The 22,074-nt window shown below is 74.7% G+C and carries 18 protein-coding genes; 7 read left to right on the top strand and 11 right to left on the bottom strand.

From position 1 onward, the window contains the following. Window positions 1-75: 75 nt before the first annotated feature. Together ACZ518_RS09870 and ACZ518_RS09865 are read right to left on the bottom strand one after the other, a co-directional pair. Complete coding sequence (locus ACZ518_RS09870) at window positions 76-285, bottom strand: hypothetical protein (protein ID WP_469112509.1); 210 nt, start codon at window positions 283-285, stop codon at window positions 76-78. Window positions 286-386: 101 nt separating this feature from the next. Next, entirely contained in the window at window positions 387-3,377 is a 2,991-nt protein-coding gene (locus tag ACZ518_RS09865) for a type 2 lanthipeptide synthetase LanM family protein (RefSeq protein WP_469112508.1), read from the bottom strand. Between the two features lie 292 nt (window positions 3,378-3,669). On the opposite strand from ACZ518_RS09865, the gene lanKC reads away from it, so the two are divergent. Continuing rightward, window positions 3,670-6,234, top strand: a complete 2,565-nt coding sequence (gene lanKC, locus ACZ518_RS09860; RefSeq protein ID WP_469112507.1) for a class III lanthionine synthetase LanKC — start codon at window positions 3,670-3,672, stop codon at window positions 6,232-6,234. 302 nt (window positions 6,235-6,536) lie between these two features. Here lanKC and ACZ518_RS09855 read toward each other — a convergent pair whose 3' ends face one another. Continuing rightward, window positions 6,537-6,941 (bottom strand): SSI family serine proteinase inhibitor, encoded by a 405-nt coding sequence (locus tag ACZ518_RS09855; protein WP_469112506.1) that lies wholly within the window; start codon window positions 6,939-6,941, stop codon window positions 6,537-6,539. A 123-nt stretch (window positions 6,942-7,064) separates the two neighbouring features. On the opposite strand from ACZ518_RS09855, the gene ACZ518_RS09850 reads away from it, so the two are divergent. Next, window positions 7,065-8,696: an amidase gene (locus tag ACZ518_RS09850; RefSeq protein WP_469112505.1), complete on the top strand. Its 1,632-nt coding sequence runs from the start codon at window positions 7,065-7,067 to the stop codon at window positions 8,694-8,696. Continuing rightward, window positions 8,686-9,465, top strand: coding sequence for a GNAT family N-acetyltransferase (locus tag ACZ518_RS09845; RefSeq protein ID WP_469112504.1), 780 nt, complete (start codon window positions 8,686-8,688; stop codon window positions 9,463-9,465). The genes ACZ518_RS09850 and ACZ518_RS09845 overlap by 11 nt, the downstream gene beginning before the upstream one ends. Window positions 9,466-9,485: 20 nt before the next feature. Here ACZ518_RS09845 and ACZ518_RS09840 read toward each other — a convergent pair whose 3' ends face one another. Continuing rightward, window positions 9,486-10,691: an MFS transporter gene (locus ACZ518_RS09840; RefSeq protein ID WP_469112503.1), complete on the bottom strand. Its 1,206-nt coding sequence runs from the start codon at window positions 10,689-10,691 to the stop codon at window positions 9,486-9,488. A 251-nt stretch (window positions 10,692-10,942) separates the two neighbouring features. Here ACZ518_RS09840 and ACZ518_RS09835 point away from each other — a divergent pair, with 251 nt between their 5' ends. The 3 genes from ACZ518_RS09835 to ACZ518_RS09825 are packed head-to-tail and all read left to right on the top strand — an operon-like array spanning window position 10,943 to window position 13,159. Beyond that, window positions 10,943-11,422: a helix-turn-helix domain-containing protein gene (locus tag ACZ518_RS09835; RefSeq protein ID WP_469112502.1), complete on the top strand. Its 480-nt coding sequence runs from the start codon at window positions 10,943-10,945 to the stop codon at window positions 11,420-11,422. Window positions 11,423-11,429: 7 nt separating this feature from the next. Beyond that, window positions 11,430-11,975 (top strand): toxin, encoded by a 546-nt coding sequence (locus ACZ518_RS09830; protein WP_469112501.1) that lies wholly within the window; start codon window positions 11,430-11,432, stop codon window positions 11,973-11,975. Continuing rightward, a complete protein-coding gene (locus tag ACZ518_RS09825; protein ID WP_469112500.1) occupies window positions 11,972-13,159 on the top strand; it encodes an MAB_1171c family putative transporter in 1,188 nt (395 codons plus the stop codon). The genes ACZ518_RS09830 and ACZ518_RS09825 overlap by 4 nt, the downstream gene beginning before the upstream one ends. 55 nt (window positions 13,160-13,214) lie before the next feature. On the opposite strand, the gene ACZ518_RS09820 is transcribed toward ACZ518_RS09825, so the two are convergent. Further along, window positions 13,215-14,723, bottom strand: a complete 1,509-nt coding sequence (locus tag ACZ518_RS09820; protein WP_469112499.1) for a DHA2 family efflux MFS transporter permease subunit — start codon at window positions 14,721-14,723, stop codon at window positions 13,215-13,217. Window positions 14,724-14,985: 262 nt separating this feature from the next. Between ACZ518_RS09820 and ACZ518_RS09815 the strand changes: the two genes are divergently transcribed. Further along, window positions 14,986-16,209 carry a PP2C family protein-serine/threonine phosphatase gene (locus ACZ518_RS09815; protein WP_469112498.1) on the top strand — a complete coding sequence of 408 codons (1,224 nt, stop codon included), beginning with the start codon at window positions 14,986-14,988 and terminating at the stop codon, window positions 16,207-16,209. Window positions 16,210-16,216: 7 nt separating this feature from the next. Here the strand turns inward: ACZ518_RS09815 and ACZ518_RS09810 are convergent, their stop codons facing one another. The 6 genes from ACZ518_RS09810 to ACZ518_RS09785 form a co-directional block, all read right to left on the bottom strand. Next, window positions 16,217-17,806, bottom strand: coding sequence for an alpha/beta fold hydrolase (locus ACZ518_RS09810; protein ID WP_469112497.1), 1,590 nt, complete (start codon window positions 17,804-17,806; stop codon window positions 16,217-16,219). Window positions 17,807-17,818: 12 nt separating this feature from the next. Further along, a complete protein-coding gene (locus ACZ518_RS09805) occupies window positions 17,819-19,372 on the bottom strand; it encodes an alpha/beta fold hydrolase (RefSeq protein WP_469112496.1) in 1,554 nt (517 codons plus the stop codon). A 120-nt stretch (window positions 19,373-19,492) separates the two neighbouring features. Beyond that, window positions 19,493-20,908 carry an amidase gene (locus tag ACZ518_RS09800; RefSeq protein ID WP_469112495.1) on the bottom strand — a complete coding sequence of 472 codons (1,416 nt, stop codon included), beginning with the start codon at window positions 20,906-20,908 and terminating at the stop codon, window positions 19,493-19,495. A 91-nt stretch (window positions 20,909-20,999) separates the two neighbouring features. Beyond that, on the bottom strand, window positions 21,000-21,242 hold the full coding sequence (locus ACZ518_RS09795; RefSeq protein WP_469112494.1) for a DUF6213 family protein: 243 nt from the start codon (window positions 21,240-21,242) through the stop codon (window positions 21,000-21,002). Between the two features lie 40 nt (window positions 21,243-21,282). After that, a complete protein-coding gene (locus ACZ518_RS09790) occupies window positions 21,283-21,708 on the bottom strand; it encodes a CBS domain-containing protein (protein WP_469112493.1) in 426 nt (141 codons plus the stop codon). 144 nt (window positions 21,709-21,852) lie between these two features. Further along, window positions 21,853-22,065, bottom strand: coding sequence for an MbtH family protein (locus ACZ518_RS09785; RefSeq protein ID WP_469112492.1), 213 nt, complete (start codon window positions 22,063-22,065; stop codon window positions 21,853-21,855). Between the last annotated feature and the right edge of the window lie 9 nt (window positions 22,066-22,074).

Genomic DNA, 22,074 nt, shown 5'->3' with positions numbered 1-22,074 from the left:
AACCCCCCGGCCTCCGCCCGGTCCGTCACGGCATCGTCCCGGGCACGCCGCCGGGGCGGCGTGCCCGTCCTCCGCTCAGAACAGCGTGAGGGAGCCGGTGGTCCAGGGCACGTCCACCGAGAAGGCGGCGGCGTCGGAGTCCGCCGACCGGAGCAGCCGGCTGCGCAGCCCCAGCATGCCGCCCGTCCCGAACACGACCTCGCCGACCGGGTGGTCCTGGGCGGCGGCCTCCGCGCCGGCGCTGCTGTCGACGTACCTCACCGAGTCGTTGATCTGCATGGTCATCGTCCGTCCTTCGGGTCCGCGGGAGTGGTGGTCGTGCCGAGCCGTGCGGGGGTGCGGTGGGTCCGGTCGTGCGGTCGTGCGGTCGGGGTGCCCGGCGGGGGTCAGGCCGGGCCGGACGTGTGCAGGAGGAGCAGGGAGGGCACTCGTTCCGGGAACCCCGCCCGGAGGAGTCCGTGCCCGATCCCCGCCAGCCCGGTCAGCAGGCCGGGATGCGCGACCCCGTCCGGGGCGCCGCTGCGGGCACCCGTCTCCTCGGCGGAGGCGAGGAGTGCTCCCGCCCGGCGGATCCAGTGCGGGCGCACCTCCGGGACCGCGCCGTGGCCCAGGAGTTCGCAGAGTCCGGCCTCGCCGTGGCAGAGGCTGTCGTCGGCGGCCGGACCGTCCCGGCCCAGCCCTTCGACGGTCCTGCGGGCCCAGGCCGCGAGGTCCGGGTCGTCCAGGGCGCCCGGCGCGTCCAGCACCGCGAGCGCGATGCCGGCGCGCCCCCGGCACCAGCCCGGGTCCCGGGCCTCGTGGCCCCCCGGACCCGGGCCTGCGTCCGGTTCCCCGGCCACGGCCGCCCGCAGCGCGGACAGGCCCGCGAGCCGGTACCGCTGACCGCCTTCGGCGTCGGCGTCGGCCTCGGCCCCGGCGAACCGCAGCAGGGCCCAGCCGAGCCCGGCGGCCCCCGTCGTGAAGCCCCGCCCGCCGGCCGTGGGGTCCACCGCGGCCAGCCGTTCCGCGCAGGCCCGCGCGTCCCGCCAGGTCTCCTGCCCCGCCTCCCCGGCACCGGCCCCGGCCCCGTGCGCGGCCAGCAGTGCGACGAGCCCGCCCGCGACGCCCGCGCCCACCCCGTGCTCCCCCTCGGACCGGGCCGCCGCGCCCGCCAGCCGCAGCGCGGCGGACGCCCATGAGCCGACCTCCGGATCGTCCAGCAGCCGTGCCGTCTCGGCGAGCGCGTACGCGATGCCGCCGAGGCCGGAGAAGGCCCCCGAGCCCACCGCGCCGAGGTCCGCCGGCCGGGCGCGCAGCGCGCCGAGCAGCCCGGGCACCGGCGCCAGGGCCGTGCGGGCCGCCTCCGCGTAGTGACCGGCCCCGGTGAGTGCCGCCAACTGGGCCAGGAACAGGGCCGGGCCGGTGTACCCGCCGGCCAGGTCGGCCGGCATCGGGCCGATCCGCCAGTAGCGGTCGTCCAGGAGCTCCAGGCCGATCCAGTTGCTGCGCGGTCCTTCGCGGTACGCGAGGGAGACCAGCCGGTCCCCGACGGACCGGGCCGCCGACAGCAGCCGCTCCGGCTCGGGGGCGCGCTCCGCCGTACGGGTGCGCCGGTCCTCGACGGGCCGGTGCGCGGGCGCGCGGGAGGCCGTCGCCATCGAGGCCCGCACGATCCACTCCTGGTCCTGGCGGTCGACCGTGTCCAGGGCGGCGAGCCGCGCGGCGACCCGGGCGGTCCCGGACAGCTCCGCGCGGCCGCCCAGCGGCCGTTCCGGCGTACCCCACAGGCGGTCCCGGCCCGGACGGGCGGTGAACAGCGGTACGTCTCCCGCCCAGAGCTGCGCGATCTCCTCGTCCACCAGGTCGGACGCGAGGACCGCCCCGAGCGCGTCGGTCCGCAGGGTCTCCAGGACCCGCTGCCGCTCGCCCGCGTCCTTCAGCAGACCGGGGTGCGTCGACTCGTCGAGCATCGTGCTGTACACCCAGGTGGGACGTACCAGCACCCGCACCTCGTCCTCGGCGAACGCCTTCAACAGGTCCGTCCCGTGCAGCAGTTCCTCCCTGGCCGCGGCGACCGCCGAGTACCCGGCGCGGAATCCGGCGCAGAGCGCCTCGACGTGGGCCGCCGGCTCGACGGGTCCGCCGTCCGCGAGGCGCGGCCGGTTGGCGGACTCGCCGAACCGGCCGGCGCGGCGCACCAGGCGCATCCGGTCGGTGCCGGTGTCGGCCCAGTCCGCCCGGACGACGGGCGACACCGCTTCGCGGCCGCCGCCGACCGCGGACACGTCCAGGGCGCTGTGGTCGCCCACCAGCAGCTGGGGCAGCAGCCCGACCCGGTACACCGAGTCGTGGAGCGCACGGGCGGCGGGGTCCTCCGTGGCGGTGCCCGCCAACGGCGGGTGGAACAAGGTCTCCACGTCGACCAGCACCGGGTGGGCGCCGGCGGCGATCAGGTTCTCGTGGTGCAGGTCGGTCCCGTCGATCAGGTGCAGCACCGCCAGCAGCGCGCCCTGGCGCCGGTAGAACGCCTCGACCTCCGCCCCGGAGGCGCAGGGCCGCGCGGCGACGAACTCCACCCATCCGTAGTCGCCCCGGTCCAGCAGCCGCAGCGTACGGAGGTCCACGGAGCCGGGCAGCCCGTTGAACCAGGCGACGAGGTCGTTGAAGTGGCGGTGCACGGAGAGCGGCCGCGGCTTGTACACCAGCCGGGTGCCGTCGGCGAAGCGCAGCAGCATCACGCTCCGCCCGCCCCGGTGCCCGTCGCCGGCGCCCGGTTCGACGCCGACGAGCAGCCCCGGATCCCCGCCGGAATCCTCCAGCAGACCGGCGGTCAGCACGTCGTGGTCGTCCGCCAGCCGCTCCAGCGCCTCCGCGACGGCGTCCGCCGCGTCGAGCGCCGCCCGCCCCAGGATCCGCGCCAGCACCGGCCGGCCGGCCAGCAGGGCCGCCAGACCGCGCCGGGACGCGGTACGCCCCAGGAAGTCCCGGAACCGGGCCCGCGTGTCGTCCCCGTCGAGCCGCCCGGCGCTCCGCGCCTCGTACAGCTCCAGCACCAGCGTCCGCGCCGCGGCCCGGGCCAGCCTGCCGCCGAGGTGCCTCTCCAGGTCGTCCCGTACGGCGGTCATGTCCACGAGCCCGCGCGCCCGCCCCGACACGCCGCGCTCCAGCCGGTCCCCCGCGCGGACGGTGAACGGCCTCAGCACCCACTCGAAGCCGCTCAGCCCCGGATGGTCCCCCTCGGGCGCCACGGCCTCCTCGGGTGCGGCGGCCGACACCTCTTCGGCGAACGCGGCCCAGTCCGGCCGCCCTTCACCGCCGCCACCGCCGACGAGCCCGGCCTCCCACCACCGCTCGACCGCCGACAGTGAGTCCCCGGCCCGTCCCTGCCCAGCCACCATCGTCCCTCCTCGGCCCCGCCCCACCGCACCGCTCCGCGCCACGCCCGATCCTGGTACGGGCGGTACCCCCGCCACATGGGGAAGAGTCCCCCATGTTTTCCACCCCGACGCGACCCTGCCTCGACCCGGCCCCGAGCGGGCCGCGAGCGAGTCGCGAGCACCCGTGACGTCCCGAGGGGCGATCCCGCCCGATACCGGTCGCATGGCGCCGCCGAACCGTTTCCATACCTGCCGGTCCTAGCGTCTGCCACGACCGTTGTGGCCGCCCTTCACCACCCCGCGAGGAGATCCCGTGCTCGAAGGCTTCGCCGAAGCGCTCGCGGACCGGGAGTACTACCTGCCGCTGACCCGCGTGGCCGACCCCGGCCCGCGCTTCGCCCCCGGCGAGGTGCCGCCGGGCCGGCGCGGCGCCGCCCAGGGCATCTGGACGGTCTGGGGCGGTCCGCGGACCGGGCTCGCCGGGCAGGGCTGGAAGATCCACGTGTCGGCGCGGCTGGACCGGGCGCAGCACGTGCTCGACACGGTCGCCGGGATCTGCTTCTCCGAAGGCGTGCCGTTCAAGCACCTCAGCGCCCGGCTCTTCTTCCTGTTCCTCCATCACAAGCACGCCGGGCGGGCCCAGTCGGGCAAGTTCTGCGCCGTCTACCCGCCGGACACGGCGACCGCCCGCCGGCTCCTGGAACGCCTGCGCGACGCGCTCGACGGGGAGGAGGGGCCGTACGTCCTCACCGACCGGCGCTACCGCGACTCGCGGACGGTGCACTACCGCTACGGCTCCTTCGGGGGCCGCAGCCGGCTGCGGGCCGACGGCACCCGGGAGGGGCTGGTCCGCGACGGTTCCGGCCGCGAGGTCGCGGACCTGCGGCTGCCCGCCTTCCACCTGCCCGCGGGGATCACGGACCCCTTCGCCGAGCAGGAGGAGGAGCCGCACGCGGGCCCGATCCTGATCCGCGACTACGAGGTGACCCGCGCGGTGCGCCTGAGCAACGCCGGCGGCGCCTACGAGGCCCGGGACCGGCGGACCGGCCGCACCGTCTTCGTCAAGGAGGCCCGCGCCCACAACGGCCTGGTGTTCGACGGGACCGACGCGCAGCAGCGGCTGCGGCACGAGTACCGCGTGCTGCGCGAGCTGCACGCGGCGGCCCCCGGGGTGGGGCCGGAGCCGCTGGACCACTTCACGGAGTGGGAGCACGACTTCCTCGTCACCGAGTACGTGGCGGGGCAGCCGCTGGTGGGCTGGCTGAGCCGCTCCTCCCCGCTGGCCCGTGCCGACCGCACGGCCGGGTCCGTCGCCGCGTACTACGAGGAGTGCCGGCGCCTGCTGGCCGCGCTGGACGACGCGCTGGAGCGGCTGCACGCGGCCGGCTACCGGTTCGGTGACCTCAGCCTGGGCAACGTCCTGGTCACCCCGTCGGGCGGGGTCCGGCTGGTGGACTTCGAGGCGGCCTCGGCGCTGTCCGCGCCACCCTCCGCGATGGGCACCCCGGGGTTCACGCCGCCGCCCGCGCTGCTCCGGGGCGCCACCGATCCGCTGCTGCGGGACCGGTACGGCATGTCGGCGGTCGCGCTCGCCTGCCTCGCGCCGTTCAACGAGACCGCCGGACACGCGCCCGCCAACCTCGCCCTGCTGCGCCGCGACCTGGCGGACGCGGCTCCGCCGCAGGACCTGTGGCGGCGGGCGACCGCCTTCCACCCGGCGGAGGACCGGGCACGCGAGGAGGACGGTGGCGGCCGGCCGCCCTCCCCCGCCGAGCTGGACGCCGATCCGCGCGGCTGCCTCGCCCGGCTGGCCGGGGAGGTGGCCGCGGGGCTGCTGGAGACGGCTGACGCCGACCGGCCGGACTGGGCCTTCCCGCCCTCGCCCGAGGCGTTCCGGACCAACAACGTGTGCCTGGCCTACGGCACGGCCGGGGTGGTGCACGCCCTGCTGCGCGCCGGGGTCGCGGTGCCCGAGGAGATCGGCGAGCGCCTGCGCCGCGACGCGCTGGCGCTGCGCGGAGAGCTGCCGCCCGGGCTGCTCGTCGGCTCGGCCGGCGTCGCCCGGGTGCTGGCCGGCCTCGGCCGGCTGGACGAGGCCGTCGGCCTGCTCCGGGACGCCGACCGCCACCCGCTCACGGCCTCCTGCGGCACCCTGGCCGGCGGGCGGGCCGGGGTCGGCCTGGGCTGGCTCGCCCTGTACCGGCTGACCGGGGAGAGCGGCCACCTGGAGCGGGCCGCCGCGGCGGGGGAGGCCCTGCTGCGCACCCCCGACCTGCCGGCCGTCCTCGGCGAGCACGACGCCCGCGGTCTGCTGCACGGCCGCTCGGGGCTCGCCCTCTTCCTCCACCGCCTGGCCCGCGAGACCGGCGAGGCCCGCTGCCTGGAGGCGGGCCGCCTGCTGCTCCACCAGGAGCTCGACCGGACCTTCGCGCCGGGCGACGGCACCCTGTCCGTCTCCGACGACGCGCGGCTCACCCGTGCCATGCCGTACCTGGCCACGGGCGCGGCCGGGGTCGCGGCGGTGCTCACCCGCTACGTGGCCACCGCGCCGGACGAGCGCTGCGCCGCGGCGCTGCCGAGGCTGGTCGCCGGCGTCCGGGTCTCCTGCGCCACGAAGGAGGCGGGCCTGTACCGGGGGCTGGCCGGACTGGCCTGGTTCCTGACCGGGCACGCCGAGCTCACCGGCACGGACGCCGCCCGCGGGGACGCCGTGCGCGCCGCGACCGGCCTGCTGAAGTACGCCGTCCCGTACCGGCGCGGTGTCCGCTTCCTCGGAGCGGGTTCACAGCGCTTCACCTCCGACCTGTCCAGTGGCGGCGCCGGTGTCCTCCTGGCCCTGCGCCGCCTGCTGGACGGCCCGCTCCTGACGGCCGTCTGACGGCACCGGGCGGGCGATCCCCCCTGAACTCCCGGGCGCGGCGGCGAGCAGCTCCGCGCCCGGGTACGCGGTACCGAACGGTACGACCCCGAGAAGAAAGAGAGGGCATCATGGCCCAGATCCTCGCGCTGCAGTCCCTGGACACCGAGCCGGAGACCCAGTCCTTCCCGCCCTGCTTCAGCGTCGCGTGGAGCATCAGCGACATCTTCCCCGAGCCGATGTGACGGGCCGGCACCCCCGGAGGGCCGGGACCGGTGGCCCTGCCACCGGTCCCGGCCCGGTGCGTCCGCCGGAGCCGCGGATCAGAAGTCGAAGACCTTGCCGGTCGCGAGGGTCAGCAGGCAGTCGTTCTCGTACACGTGCCGCCAGTGGACCTCCCGTCCCCCGTAGGTGCCGTCCGCGGTCACGGTGACCCACGAGGAGTCGTTCGAGCAGAGGGCCGTTTCCTGCCCCGGCAGGCGGTCGAGGTCGCCGTCCGCGGCGGCCAGGTCGGCGCAGGCCGATGCGCGGTTCGGGTGGTGCGGAGCCTGCCGGGCGGGGCAGTCGAGCCAGACGGAGCCGTTGCTCCCGGGGCCGCCCGCGGCACGGGTGACGGTGAGCCGGACGTGGGCGTCGGCGACCGGAGTCGGGAGGGCGGTGGCCGGGGCGGCGAGGGCCGGGACGGCGGTGGCGAGAACCGCTCCGAGGGCGAGGAGGATCTTCTTCATGGGCGGTCCAACGCGGCCGTCCCCGCCGAGGTCACCGCGCAGGGGGATGAGGAGTACCCGGCGGCGTGAAGAGGCGCAGAAGTCCCTTGTGCCCGGCGTGCCTTCTGCAGTGGGCTGTCCCCCATGAAGACGAGAAGTGTCGCGGCACTGACCGCTGCCCTGGCCGTGGCGCCCCTTCTGGCCGCGGGCGGCACGGGACAGCGTGCGGTGGCCGCCGAATCCGGTGCCGGCGGTTCCTCCTCCCGTGCGGAGTCGGTGCTCCTGCGCGGAACGGACCTGGACTCGGTGACGATCCCCGAGCTGCAGACGCGCATGAAGCGCGGGTCACTGACCTCGTCGGAGCTGACCCTCGCGTACCTGCGGCGGATCAGGGCCGTCGATCCGAAGATCAACTCGGTGCTGCGCACCAGCCCGGGGGCCCTGGGGGAGGCGGCCGCCAGTGATGTCCGGCACCGCCTCGGAAAGGTGCGCGGACCGCTCGACGGCATCCCCGTCCTGCTGAAGGACAACGTGAACACGCGCGACATGCCGACCACGGCCGGTTCGCTGGCGCTGGCCGGAAGTCCGCCGGCCACGGACGCGGAGCTGGTCGCGCGGCTGCGGGCGGCGGGCGCGGTGGTCCTCGGCAAGGCCAACATGTCCGAGTGGGCCAACTTCCGCGCGGCCAGGCCCACATCGGGCTGGTCGGCGGTGGGCGGGCAGACGCACAACCCGTACGTCCTGGACCGCAACCCGTGCGGATCCTCCGCCGGCTCGGCCGCCGCGATCGCCGCGTCGCTGGCGCAGGTGGCGATCGGCACCGAGACGGACGGTTCCATCGTCTGCCCGGCCGGGATGAACGGGGTCGTCGGCCACAAGCCCAGCCTCGGGCTGGTCAGCCAGTCCGGCATCGTGCCCATCTCCGCCGAGCAGGACACGGCCGGCCCCATGGCACGCAGCGTCGTCGACACGGCGATCGCCTTCTCGGTGCTCAGCGGCCACGACGCGGCGGGCGCCGACGGCGCCTTCGGCCTCACGGAGGCGGACACGCGCACCGGCGGTCTGCGCGGCAAGCGGATCGGCCTGTGGCGGCTCCCCTCGCTCGGCGCCGACGTGGACGCCTTGATGACCCGGACCGCGGAGCGGCTGCGTGCCGCCGGCGCGCAGGTCGTCGAAGTGACCCCGCCGCACCAGGACCGGCTCGCCGAACTGGAGTTCCCCGCCCTGCTGAGCGAGTTCCACCGGGACATCGACGCGTACCTCGCCTCCCGTAACGGGCCGCGCGATCTCGCCGGGCTGATCGCGTTCAACCGCGCGCACCCGGCCGAACGGACCTGCTTCGCCGGCCAGGAACTGTTCGAACAGGCCCTGGCCGCGCCGTCGACCGCGGACCCGCGCTACCGGGCCGTGCGCGCGGAGCTGAAGGACCTGTCCCGGCGGTCCATCGACGAGACCATGGCCGCCCACGCCCTGGACGCCATCGCCTCCCCGGCGAACCCGCCCGCCTGGACGACCGACTGCGCGCGGGGCGACAACGACGTGATCCCGTCCTCCACCCCGGCGGCCGTCGCCGGCTACCCCTCGCTGTCCGTACCCGCCGGGTTCGTCGGCGAGCTGCCGGTCGGCCTGCTCCTGATGGCCGGAGACCGGCAGGACGCCGGACTGCTGTCGCTGGGCGCGGCGGTGGAGCAGCGGCTGGACGCCCGGCGCGCACCGCGGTACCTGCCCTCGTCGGCATCCGGCAGCGCCGGCCAGGAGCCGCCCCGTGCGGGGTGACGAGCTTCGGCGGGTCAACGCGTTCCTGTCGGGGTTCGCACGGCGGCAGGCCGAGCGGACCGTGGAACTGCCGGGCGGATTCGCGGTGTTCGACGACCGGTTCGCGGAATCCTGGTCGCACAACCAGGTCGTGGTCGAACGGGCCGGTGCGGATCCGGCGGCCCTGCCGGGCCTGGTGGACGAGGCGATGGGCGGGCGGCCGTTCCGCATCGTGTCCGTCCTGGACGACGGCTTCGGCCGGGCGTGCGCCGAGCCCCTGCTGCGGGCCGGCTACCGGCATTCCACCTATCTGGTGATGCTGCACACCGCCCCCGTCCCCGGCCCCCCGGCCGGGGGCGGGGGCGCGGTCGACGAGGTGGGCCTGGAGGCGATCCGGGAACCGCTGGCGGCCGGTTGGCGGATCGCGATGCCCCAGGCCGGCGAGGAGGTGATCCGGATGCTGGTCGACCGGCACGAGACGCGCCGCCGGGGCGCCGAGCAGGTACGCCTGCTCGGCGCGCGGGCGCGGAACGGCGACGTGGCCGCCTGGACGGACCTCTACCTCGAACCCGGCCTCGGGATCGCCCAGATCGAGGCCCTGATGACCGCCGAGGAGCACCGGCGCCGCGGTCACGGCGACGCGGTCCTGGCCGCCGCGCTGCGCCGGGCGGCGGACGCCGGCTGCGGCACGCGTTTCCTGATCGCCGACGCCGACGACTGGCCACGCCACTGGTACGGACGACGCGGCTTCACCGTCATCGGGCGCTCCCACGGCTTCGAACGCACCTGACGCGGCGGGGCCGTCCCGGGTCAGGTGCGCCGGGAGGGCAGCGGCGCTGCCGCCGGGCGGTGTGAGGCCGGGGTGGCGGCGCGTTCCCGGCGCTCGGCTGCCACGCCGAGCCCGGCGAGGAGGAGCCCGGCGAGGGTGACGAGGGCCCCGGCCCAGTTGAGGGCGGGGTAGCCGAGCCCGGCGTCGATGATCCTGCCGCCGAGCAGGGGGCCGGCGGCGTTGGCGAGGTTGAAGGCGGCGATGTTCGACGCCGAGGCGAGTGTGGGGGCGCCGTCGGCCTTGGCCATGATCCGCGTCTGGAGCGGGGCGATGGTGGCGAAGGTGGCCGCGCCGAAGAGGAAGACGGTCACGCAGGTGGCGGCCTTGTCGTGCACCGTGAAGGTGAACGCGCCGAGCACGAGGGTCAGCAGGGCCAGCGCACCGCACATGGCGCTCCTGGGGGCGCGGTCCGCGATCCGGCCGCCCGCCAGGTTGCCGGCGAACATGCCGACGCCGAAGAGCACCATGATCAGGGTGACGGCGTCGTCCGTGAAGCCGGTGACCCGGGTGACCGTTTCGGCGATGTAGGTGTACGAGGTCATGACGCCGCCGAAGCCGAGCACGGTGGTGAGCAGGACCAGCAGGACCTGCGGGCGGCGCAGCACCGCCAGTTCGGAGCGCAGCCCGGTGCCTCCGGGCGCCGGGGTCCGGGGCACGAGCGCGGCGGTGCCCGCCAGGCCGAGGGCGGCGAAGAGCGCGACCATCCAGAACGCCCAGCGCCAGCCGAGGTGCTGGCCGATGAAGGTGCCCGCGGGGACGCCGAGGATCGTGGAGAGGGTGAGGCCCGCGGCGACCATCGAGACCGCGCGGCCCTTGCGGTCCGCGGGGACGAGGTCGGCGGCGACGACCATCGCGACACCGAAGAACGCGCCGTGGGCGAGGGCCGACAGCACCCGGCCGGTCATGAGCAGCCCGTAGCCGGGGGCGAGGGCGGAGAGGACGGTCCCGGCGAGGAAGAGCAGCATGAGCCGGATCAGCAGGCTCCTGCGTTCGGTGCGGGCGCACAGCACGGTGAGGCCGGGGGCGCCGACGACGACGCCGAGCGCGTACCCGGACACCAGGAGTCCCGCGGTGGGGACGGAGACGGAGAGGTCGGCTCCGATGTCGGGGAGGATCCCCGCGATGACGAACTCGGCGACGCCGATGGCGAAGCCGCTGAGGGACAGGGCGATGACGGCTATGGGCACGGGTGTGCTCCCGGGTCGGTCTTCCACGGAACGGCAGGGCGGCGCGGCGGCCGCGGTCGGCTGGACGTCTCCCCGCGCACCTCCCCCGGCCGGGCCCCGTACCGAACGGCCGACTGTCGTCGGCTGTCGGCGTACAGCCGCGTGTTCATCTCAGCTAACGCCCCGACCGTAGGTGCGACCCTGAACGCTGTCAACTAGGATTGGCTGCCGCCACCCTGCCGGTTCATGCTGGCGAACGAGAAGGACTCCAGATGCCCCCCTTGGCAGACAAGGTCGACAAACTCTTCAGGACCATCCGCACCGACGGCCGGGAGTACACGTACGACGAGGTCGCCCGTGGGTGCAGCGAGCTGAGCGGAGGCACGTTCTCCAAGACGTACGTCTGGCAGCTGCGCACCGGACAGCGCGACAACCCCACCAAGCGGCACCTGGAGGCGCTGGCCGCGTTCTTCCGCGTGCCCGCCGCGTACTTCTTCGACGACGACGCAGCCGAGCGGGTCGACGCGCAGCTCGCCCTCGCCTCGGCCATGGGCAACGCCGAGGTCCGTGACATCGCGCTGCGGGCCATGAGCATGGACGACTCCGGCCGCAAGCACCTGGCACGCATCATCCGCGAGGTCAGCCTGCTCCACGCGGCGGCCTCCTCGCGCGGGCAGTCGGGCCGGTCCGGCGGGACGGCCGACGACCCGGAGGGCACGGGCACCGGCGGCCCGGCGGATGCCGGGGAGTAGACCGCCCATGCGATTCCCCCAGCGGTTCCGGCGCCGCGGCGGCCTGCGGGCACTGCGCAGGGAGAGCCGGCGGCGGCTGGCCTCCTTCGGGCTGCCCGGGTCCTACGACCTCATGACCCTGTGCGACCACCTCGGCGCTTCCCGGGGCCGGCCCATCCATCTGCTGCCCATGCCCCTGGGCGCGTCCGGCCCGTGCGGGCTGTGGCTGGCCTTCCCGGACGCCGACTACGTGGTCTACGAGCAGCACACCAGCCGGCACCACCAGGAGCACATCGTCGCCCACGAGCTCGGGCACATGGTGTGCGGCCACCGCAGCGACACCGCAGGCTCGGCCGCCGTCGCCACGCTCTTCCCGGACCTCGACCCCTCGCTCGTGCAGGACCTGCTGTGCCGCGACACCTACTCCGACGGCCAGGAGCGGGAGGCCGAGGTGATGGCGTTCCTCCTCGGCGAGGGCCTGCGCTCCCGGCCCGGCACGGCCGCCACCGAGGCGGACGGGGTGCTCGGCCGGATCCAGGGCTCCCTCGACTGGCGCCGCCGGGGCCGGGCATGAACAGTCTCCGCTATCCGCTGGGCGCGCTGATCTGCTGGTTCGCGTTCGCCCGCACCCTGGCGCCGGTCCTGCGCCGCGGACGGGAACCGGCGCTGGTCGCCCTGTGCGCGTCCTTCGGCTGCCAGGGCATGTACCTGGCCATGTCCACGCCCAGCCGGCTGACCGGAAAGCTCTTCGGCACGGTCACCTGGTACAACGTGTCCGTCCAGATGTGGATCATCGCGGCGATCGCCTGCCAGCAGGTGCTGCTCATCCACTGGCTGCACCCCAGGGAGGAGGCCCGCGCCCGCGCGCGCCGACGGCTCGCCCTGCTGGGCTGCGTGCCGGTCGCCATGGCCGTCCTCTTCGAGCTCGCCCTGCTGCACGGCCACCCCCGGAACACGTTCGCGCACCCGCGGGAGCAGCCGTACTTCGTCGCCTACCAGGTCGTCTACCTCACGGCCTTCACCCTCGGCAAGGCCGTGGTGGCCAGGGCCTGCCGGTTCTACGCCCGGCTGACCGAGGACGTCTGGCTCCGGCGCGGACTGCGGACCGCGGCGGCCGGCGCGTGCCTCGACCTCGTCTACTCCCTGGGGCGGTTCGCGGACGTCTTCCTCGTACGGTACGGGTGGGACCCGGCCGCCCGGGCGGGCGTCATCCGGACGTGTCTGACGGTGGGACTGACCCTGAACACCATCGGATGGACGGCACCGCTGTGGGGTCCCCGGGCGGAGGCGGTACGGGCCTGGTGGGCCGACTACCGGCGCTACCGCCGGCTGCGCCCGCTCTGGTACGCCCTCCACCGGGCCCACCCCGAGACGTCCCTTCAGCCCGCTCCCCGCAGCGACCTGTTCGCCCTCTGGGACCTGCGCTTCCGCCTGCACCGGCGGGTGATCGAGATCCGGGACGGCTGTCTGGCCCTGGGCGGACAGGTCCCCCCGGGGCTGGGGCCCGCCCCGGGCCCCGACGGGAGCGAGGAGGAGCGGGCGCGGTGGGAGGCGGCGCGGATCGCCGCCTCCCTCGCGGCGCGGACGGGCCGGGACGGCGGGCAGGGCCGGGAGGACGTGGCCGTGGCCGTGCCGGTGGTGAGCCCGGACGACCTGGACTTCGCCGCCGATGTGCGGTGGCTCGTCAAGGTCTCCCGGGCCTTCGCCCTCGCCCCCGTCGCCCGGCCGGAACCCGACGCCGTGGCGGCCGCCCCGTGAGCCGACGGCGAGGGGGTGTCCGCGGAGTTGCGCGGACACCCCCTCGGGGCGTGCGTCAGGCGGGCTTCTCGGCGGTCTTGTCCGTCGTGGTGCCGCTTCCGTCCTGGGCCTGCGGACCGGCGGGCGGCTCCGGTACGGGAGGGGTGCGGACCAGGAGCGCGACCAGCACGGTCAGTCCGCCGAGTACGGCACCGATGCCGAAGCCCCACCGGACACCCGCGGCCAGGGCGCCGGTGGCGTCGGCGCCGTCGGCCGCCTCCGAGGCGGCGCGTCCCGTCATGACGCTGATGACCAGGGCGGTTCCGGCGGCGGCCGCGACCTGCTGGAGCGAGCCCAGGATGGCGGAGCCGTGGGGGTAGAGGTGCGGCGGCAGCACGGACAGGCCCGAGGTGAAGACGGGGGTGAAGACGAGCGCCATGCCGGCGCTCAGGGCCACGTGCAGGGCGAGCACCAGCCACGGCGAGGTCCCTTCGCCCGTGAGGGCGAACAGCGCGAGGCAGAGCGCCGTGAGCACGGCTCCGGGTACGACCAGGCGCGGTGCGCCGAGCCGGTCGTAGAGCTTGCCGACCTGCGGTCCGAGCAGGCCCATGGTCAGACCGCCGGGGATGAGGAGCAGTCCGGTCTGCAGCGAGGTCAGGCCGCACACCTCCTGGAGGTAGATCGGCAGGAGGATGAAGGCGCCCATGAGGCCCATGAAGGACAGGCACATCAGGGCGAGTGCCACGGAGAAGTGGCGGAAGGTCAGGGTGCGCAGGTCGAGCAGCGGTGTGGACGAGCGCTGCAGCGCCAGCTGCCGCCAGGCGAACAGGGCCACCAGTACGGCGCCCACCACGGTCGTGGCCGCCGGGGGGACGGGGGCCCGGGACGCGTCCCCGGCACCGAGCTCGCTCAGGCCGTAGACCAGGGCGCCGAAGCCGGCCGCCGCCAGCGGGACGGACAGCCAGTCGATCGGGCCGGCCTGCGGCTCGCCGACGTTGACCAGGGTGCGCCGGCCGAAGAGGGCCATGGCCCCCGCGATGGGCAGCACGGCCAGGAACAGCAGGCGCCAGCTCCCCAGCTGGAGCAGCACGCCGGAGACCGCGGGGCCGAGGGCGGGTGCGACGGAGATGACGAGGGTGATGTTGCCCATGACGCGGCCGCGGTCCTGCGGGGGCACGAGGGTCATCAGCGTCGTCATGAGCAGCGGCATCATGACGGCGGTGCCGCTGGCCTGGATGACGCGGGCGGCCAGCAGTACGGGGAAGGCGGGCGCGGCCGCGGCCAGGGCCGTGCCGACGAGGAACAGCACCATGGCCAGGCCGAAGGCGGTCCGGGTCGTCACGCGCTGGAGGAACCAGCCCGTCACGGGGATGACGACGGCCATGGTGAGCATGAAGGCCGTGGACAGCCACCCGGCGGCCGCGGCGGTGACCTCGAACTCACGCATGAGCCTCGGGATCGCGTTGACCATGATCGTCTCGTTGAGGAACACGACGAACGTGGACAGCACGAGGACCCGCAGCACGGCGGTGACGCGGGCGGGCGGGTGGGCGGGCGTTGCGGGAGATGCGGGGGGTACGGGCATGATGCCTTCCGTCGGGTGAGCTTCCTGCGCGCGTGGCCGGACACACTGGCAGACCTCGGCGCCGGGAAGAACTCATCGGTGTCACCCGATGTTGTCGGTACCGCCGCCGGTGCTCAAACCATTTTGTCTGCCCCGACCGGGCCCCACGTCACTCCGGAGGGTTCCGGCCGGCCTGCCCGGGGTGCCCGGCGCGGGGGCTCGGCCCGGCACGACGGGGTGAAGGGCGCGACTGGACTCCGGCCCCGCGGGTAGACGCGGCTCCATGGAGACGCAGCGGCACGAAGACCGGGCGGGACCCGTCCTCGGCTGGGTGCTGGAGCGCTCGCACGACGCGTCGGCACGCCAGATACCGGCGCTGATCGACCGGGCCGCCCGACGGCTGGGCCTGGCCGGCACCCGTCTGTACCTGGCCGACCTGCGGCAGGTCCGCCTGCTGGCCCTGCCCCAGCTCGCCTCCCCCCGGCCGGACGCGGAGGAGGCGACCGAGGCGGACCGGCGGGCGGAGGGGCTCGACGTCGACGGCTCCCTCGCCGGGCTGGCCTACCGCAGCCAGCACACCCAGCTGTCGCGTGACGGCACCACCGCCTGGGTGCCGATGATCGACGGCGTGGAGCGCATCGGCGTCATGAAGGCCACCGGGCCGGTCCTGGACGAGCCGGTGCTGGAGGTCTGCCGGGCCCTGGCGGGGCTGGCGACGCTGATCGTCGTCTCCAAGTCCACCCACAACGACCTCCTGGTCGTCAGGAGCCGCAGCCGCCCCATGACCCTGCAGGCCGAGCTGGTGTGGGGCTTCCTCCCGCCGCGCACGATCGGGATCAGTCAGGCGACCTCGACCGCCGTGCTGGAGCCGGCGTACGACATCGGCGGTGACGCCTTCGACCACAACTTCAGCGACGGCCTGCTGCACGTCACCCTGCTGGACGCCATGGGGCACGACCTCGCCTCCGGGGGCGCCAGTGCGGCCGGCCTGGCCGCGTGCCGGTCGACCCGCCGGTCCGGCGGCACGCTGCCCGACATCGCCGTCACCATCGAACGCACCCTGCAACGGTGGATCCCGGACCGGCTGATGACGGGAATCCTCGCCAACCTCGACACCGAGCACGGGGAGTTCACCTGGGTCAACTGCGGCCACCCGCCGCCCCTGCTGATCCGGGGCGGCCACGTCCTGCCCGAGTTCCTGGAGCGTCCGGCCCAACTGCCGTGGGGCCTGGGCTTCCACGGCCAGGCCCCACGGCAGGACCGGGTGCGCCTCCAGCCCGGCGACCGGGTCCTGTGCTACAGCGACGGTGTCATCGAGGCACGGTCCGGCTCGGGCGAACTGTTCGGCGAGGAGCGGCTGGCCGACACCGTCATCCGCTCCATGGCCTCGGGCGCCACCGCCCCGGAGGCCCTGCGCCGCCTGGTCCTGGACCTCCTCACCCACCAGGACCAGCGGCTGTCCGACGACGCCACCATCGTGCTGTCCGAATGGCACCCGACCCTCTGAACGCCGGTCAGGGGCCCGTCTCGAACTCGGGGGGCTCCAGTCCGTCCAGGCATCCGGTCCTGGGCGCCGCCGGGTCGTCGAAGAAGGAGACGGTGATCTCCTGCGCGCACTTCGACGTCGCGAACACCACGTGGGGCTCGTAGGGGATGGTGAGGACGTGGGCCTTGCTCAGGGTCCGGGCCACGTAGGGACCGTTGTCCGCGCCGGTCTGGGCGTCGAAGCCGCCGGAGAGGGCGAGGGTGGGGACGTCGCTGTTCGTGGTGTCACGGATCGAGCCCGGCGCCGGGGGGACCTTCCAGACGTCGCAGTCGGGCCGCAGTGAGGCGAGCTGCGGGCCCTGTTCCTGTACCGACCGGGGGAACGACGGGTAGGCGGCCTGGCCTCCCTCGAGCGCCTGCTGCTGGGTCTCGTAGGGGGTCCACTCGCTGCAGAAGACGCCGTAGACGAGACCGTGGGACGTGCTCCCGATGGCCTGGGGGGCGAGCCTCCAGCCCGCCCACTGCTGCGCGATCCGCTGCGGCTTGCCGTGGGCCAGTTCGTCGAGGGAACGGGGCACCCCGGCGGCCCCGTGGGTCGCGCTGGTCAGCCAGGTCACGAGGGCCCCGCCGTCCAGTACGACCTTCACCGGCTTCGCCTGGCCGGGGACCGTGACGGTGGTGGTGACCGGCTTGGCTTCGAGTTCACGGACGAGGCGTTCGAAGGTCGCCGACAGGTTCGGGTACCGGCTGTTGCAGGCGGGCTGTTCCGCGCAGGCCTTGAACAGGCCGTCGAAGCCCTGCCGGGCGCTGCTCCAGGCCGCGGCCGAGCCGCCCTTGGAGGGCGGCAGGATGCCGTCGAGGCCGACCGCCCGGATGCCCTCCGGGTGCAGGCGCATGTAGACGAGCGCCAGATGGGTTCCGTAGGAGATGCCGAAGACGTTCCACTCCTTGAGGCCCAGCGCGGTGCGCAGGTCCGCGAGGTCGGCGGCGCTCTCGATGTCGTTGTACGCGCTGAGGTCGGCGCCGAGGGCGGCCAGCCGTTCGCGGCAGGCCTTCGTGGCCTGGACGTGCGCGGTCTCCGTGGACGGCGCGCCGGAGACGAGGCCGATCACCTTTGCGTTGAACTCGTCGATGTTGGGGCAGGTGAGCGCCGGGTCGGCCGAGTAGGTGCCCCGCTGGGACATGAGGATCACGTCGCGGTCGCGGTTGAGGCCGCCGTCGGCCGCCATCTTCGCCTCTCCGACCGCGTCGTCCCCGGGTCCGCCGGCGAGCCAGACGATCGGGTCGGGCTTGGGCTGGGCCGCCTTCGCCGGCAGGATCGCGACGCCGAGCTCGATGGTGCGGCTGCCGGGCTTGGTGCGGTTCTCGGGCACGGTCAGGGTGCCGCAGCGGGCTCCTTCGAGCTCGGCGACGGGCTGCGGCGTCTTCGGACAGGGGCCCGGTTCGTAGGTCGCGTCGCCGGCCTTCCCGGCGGCCGTTCCGATCGGCCCTCCGGTGTCGTCCCGGGCCTGGGCGGGTGCGCCCAGCAGGCCGGTGATGAGCAGCCCGGTCGCGGCGCCGGCCGCGGTGGCGCGGATCCGGCGTGCGGTGCGGCGGCAGGGCGCGGAGTGGGAAGCCATCTGTCCTCCCGGTCACTTCGGGGTGATCGTGAACGGTGCCGGCGTGAGGCCGGCCACGCAGCCGGTGTCGGGGGCGGTCGGATGCGCGAGGAACGAGGCCAGCACCTGCTGCGCGCACTTCGACTGCGGGACCACCCAGTGGCCGATCCCGGGGATCAGCACGGAGGTGGAGCGGGACAGGGTGCGGGAGGCGTCCTTCGCGTAGCTCGCCCCTGTCTTCACGTCGAACGTTCCGGAGATGACGAGCGCCGGTACCGCGCTGACGGTGGCCACCCGGTGCCGGGCCGCGTTGTCGGCGACGTTCCAGACCTTGCACACGTCGTACTCGAAGGGCAGTTGCGGTGTCTGTGCCAGGACTGTTTCCGGCCAGCCGGGGAAGGCCTCGCGCCCGGCGGCGAGCACGTCGGGCTCCGAGGTGCCCGGGACCCATTCGGCGCACGCCACGGACTGGGCCAGGCCGTGCGCGGTCAGTCCGACGGCCGCGACGGAGTCCTTCGCGCGGCCCTGGGCGAAGCGCTCCGGGTTGCCCCGGGCGAGCTCGTCCAGTGCCGCCGGGACGTCGGCGGGCTTGACGTTGAAGCCGACCATCATGTTCAGCAGGGTGCCTCCGTCGAGAACGACCTTCACCGGGTTCCCGCCGCCCGGCGGGCGGGCGTTCAGCGTCAGGGGGTTCGCCTCCAGCTTGGCGACCTGTTCGTCCAGGGTCTTGTGGAGGTCGGGGTAGCGGCTCTTGCAGGCGGGCTGGGCCGCGCAGGCGTCGAAGACGGCGTCGAGGCCTTCCCGGGCGCTGCTCCAGCCCCACGGCAGGATCGTGACCTGCGGGGGGCTGAGCGAGTCGATCGCCACCGCGCGGATCCCCTCGGGGTGCAGGCGCAGGTAGGTGAGGCCGAGGTTGCTGCCGTACGAGTACCCGTAGACGTTCCACTGCGCGATGCCGAGGGCCGTGCGCAGGTCGGCGAAGTCGGCGGCGTTCTCGGTGCTGTTGTAGGCGCTCAGGTCGGTCCCGCCGGCCGTCAGGCGGTCCCGGCACTCCTTGAACGCCTTCAGCACGAGCTGCTTGGCCTCCGGCGCGTCCCAGCCGAAGGCGACGGCCTTCGCGCTGGACCGGTCTACCTCCGGGCAGGCCAGGTCCGGCTGGTCGTGGAGATTGCCGCGCTGGGCCATGACGATCAGTTCGCGGTCCTTGTTCAGACCGGAGTCGATCAGGAAGGGGATGTCGTCGAAGGTGTCGGCGCCGGGGCCGCCCGCCATGAACACCACCGGGTCCGGGGCGGGCTCGGCCGAGGCGGGCTTGATGACCGCCACGGCGAGCCTGATGGTCCGGCCGCCGGGGCGGGCCCGGTTCTCGGGGACTTCCAGGTAGCCGCACCGTGCCGTGCCGAGCGCCTCGATCGGCTCGGGCGTCCTGGGGCAGGGGCCGGGCACGAACCGTGCGGACGGTACCGCCGGGCCGGTACCGGCGGGCCGCTCCGGTGCCGCGGCGGCGGTGCCCTGCGCCGGACCGAAGGCCGACAGGCAGGCGAGGGCGGCCGCGGCGGCGGCAGCGTGGAGGGTGTGCTTCGACATACCGGATCCCGCTCCTCGGCCGACATCCCCGAGCGGCCCGCCGGACGAGGCCCGGCGGTGGACGGAACGCACGTGATCGACGCTACCGCCCGGTCGGGGGCCCTGCACATCGGCGTCGTGTCACCGGTCCTGGATGCGCCGGAACGGCTGCTCGGCCTCCAGCTGGAAGGCGATCTCCAGCAGTTTGCGTTCGCCGCCGGGGCGGGCGGAGAACATGACGCCGACCGGCAGTCCGTCCGGCGTGGTGCTCGGCGCGGGGAGCGAGATCGAGGGGGTGCCGACGACGTTGTCGACCGGTGTGAAGGCCACGTACGCGAGGATCCGCTCGATCAGCGCGGGGTAGGGGACGGCCGGGCTGAGGTGGCCGATCCGCGGGGTGGTGTGGGCGAGCACGGGGGTGAGGACGAGGTCGAGCCCGCGGAAGGCGGCGGCGTACGCCTCCCTGGTGCGCTTCAGCCTGCGCAGCACGCCGGGGGTGCGCCGCCAGTTCTCCAGGTACGTCTCGCGCAGCCCCCGGCTGAGGGCGTCCATGCGGTTCCGGTCGAAGTCCTGGCCGAGGGTGCGGCCCGTGACGCCGATGAGGAAGGACAGCATTCCCCAGTAGGTGAGGAAGTCGTCGGTGAAGGCGGGGTCGATGGCCATCTCCACCGGCTCCACCGTGTGCCCGAGCCCCTGGAGCAGGGCAGCCGTCCGGTCGACGGCCTCCCGGGTGGCGTCGTCGGACCGGACGCCGTTCGGGGAGTCCGCCAGGAAGCCGATCCGCAGCCGCTGCCCGGAGGGGCCTTCGGCCAGGCCCACGGGCGGCAGCGCGGGGTTGCGCCAGTACGTCTCGGCGGCGGCGAGGAAGGCGGCGGCATCGCGGACGGAGCGGCTCACGACGCCGTCGCAGACGAGGTCGAGCGGGAGCCGGCGGCTCTGGTCGTTCGGCACGACCCGGCCGCGGGTGGGCTTGAGGCCGACGAGTCCGCAGCAGGCGGCGGGGATCCGGATCGAGCCGCCGCCGTCGTTGGCATGTGCGAGGGGTACCGCTCCGGCGGCGACGAGGGCCGCCGCGCCGCCGGAGGAGCCGCCGGCGGAGTGGCCCGTGTGCCACGGGTTGCGGACGGGTTCGGCGTCCTCGTACTCGGTGCTCGGGCTGAACCCGAACTCGGGCAGCCGGGTCTTGCCCAGCACCGTGACGCCGCTGCTCAGCAGCTGCCGGGCGAAGGGGGCGTGCCGCCGCGCGGGCCCGGGCCGGAAGGCGGTGCTGCCGTGGCCGGTGGGCAGCCCCTGGTAGTCGGTGTTGTCCTTGACGAAGGTGGGCACGCCCGCGAAGGCGCCGGCCGCCGCGCCCGTGGGAGCGGGGGTGTCCGCGTACGCCTGGACCGCGTTGAGCCGGTCCTCGACCGCCCGGACCCGCTCCCGGGCATCCCGGGCGGCCTCGGCGGCTGAGACCTCGCCGCTGCGGATCGCCGCGGCGAGGCCGACGGCGTCGTGCTCGCCCAAGGCGTCGTCCCGGAACGCGTGCACCCTGGTCCGGTCGTCGAAAGTGGTCACCGCTGATCAGCCCCCGCCGTGTGAGTGGTCGCCCGCCATCATTGCCTACCGGGAAGTAACACGGGAGGGGTTCACCGGGTTCGGCACACGATCACCGGCCGGGGTCCTCTTCCGGGCCCGGCAGGTAGGCGATGCATTCCACGTCGATCTGGTCCGCGAAGGCCATCAGTACGCCGGCCAGGCCGAGGGTGGTCTTCGGATCGAGCTCTGCCTCGCCCTGGTAGACGGCGTACAGCCACTCCCCCGCGAGGTGCCGCAGCAGCCCGGTGACCTCGTCGGCGGGGATCAGCACCCGGCCGTCCGGTTCGGAGATCAGGGGGATGGACGCGTTCACGGCGCCGCCTCCCTCGCTCCCGCGCCGGATGTGGCGGGCCTCAGCTGCCGGGTTCGGCGGCCGCGATGGCCGCGAGGGCGGAACCGGGATCGCTCTCGACCGCGAGGTCACCCAGGGTGACGACGCCCACCAGCTCCCCGTCCTCGGTCAGCACGGGCAGCCTGCGCAGCGCGTTGCGGCGCATGAGGGCGACGGCCTGGTGGACGTCGTCGCCGGGCCGGACGGTGAGCGGCTCGGTGGTGCAGACGGCGTGCACGGTCGTCTCGGCCGGGTCCCGGTTCTCGGCCATGCCGCGGATGACGAGGTCCCGGTCGGTCACGATGCCGTGGAGGCGGCCCCCGTCGACGACGAGGACGTCGCCGATGCCGGCGTCCCGCATCACCCGTGCGGCTTCCGCCAGCGAGGTCAGCTTCTCAACGGTCACCGGGTTCGAGGTCATCACCTCGTGGACGCTTCGGGTCGTCATGGGTCCTCCCGCTGCTGGAAGCGGCTCCTGCCGGGCGCCTACCCGCCCCGGCGGGCGGTACGCACACCCGCCTGCCGCGGCCCGGTGAGAGCGGCCCGCCCGCCGCGCGGCCGTCCGCGTACGCGGCGGCCACCTCGACGCGGGTCAGGCGTCCATGGACTCGGCGAGGGAGCGGGGGCGCAGGTCGGTCCAGTGGGTGTCGACGAAGGCCAGGCACGCGTCCCGGGTGTCCTCGCCGAAGACGGTCGTCCAGCCGCCGGGCACCGCGGCGAAGGAGGGCCAGAGCGAGTGCTGGCCCTCGTCGTTCACCAGGACGAGGAAGCGGCCTTCGGCGTCGTCGAACGGATTGGTGCTCACGGTCGGTGC

The sequence above is a fragment of the Streptomyces sp. NPDC033966 genome (assembly GCF_055575955.1).
This window is presented reverse-complemented; position numbering and strand designations above follow the sequence as displayed.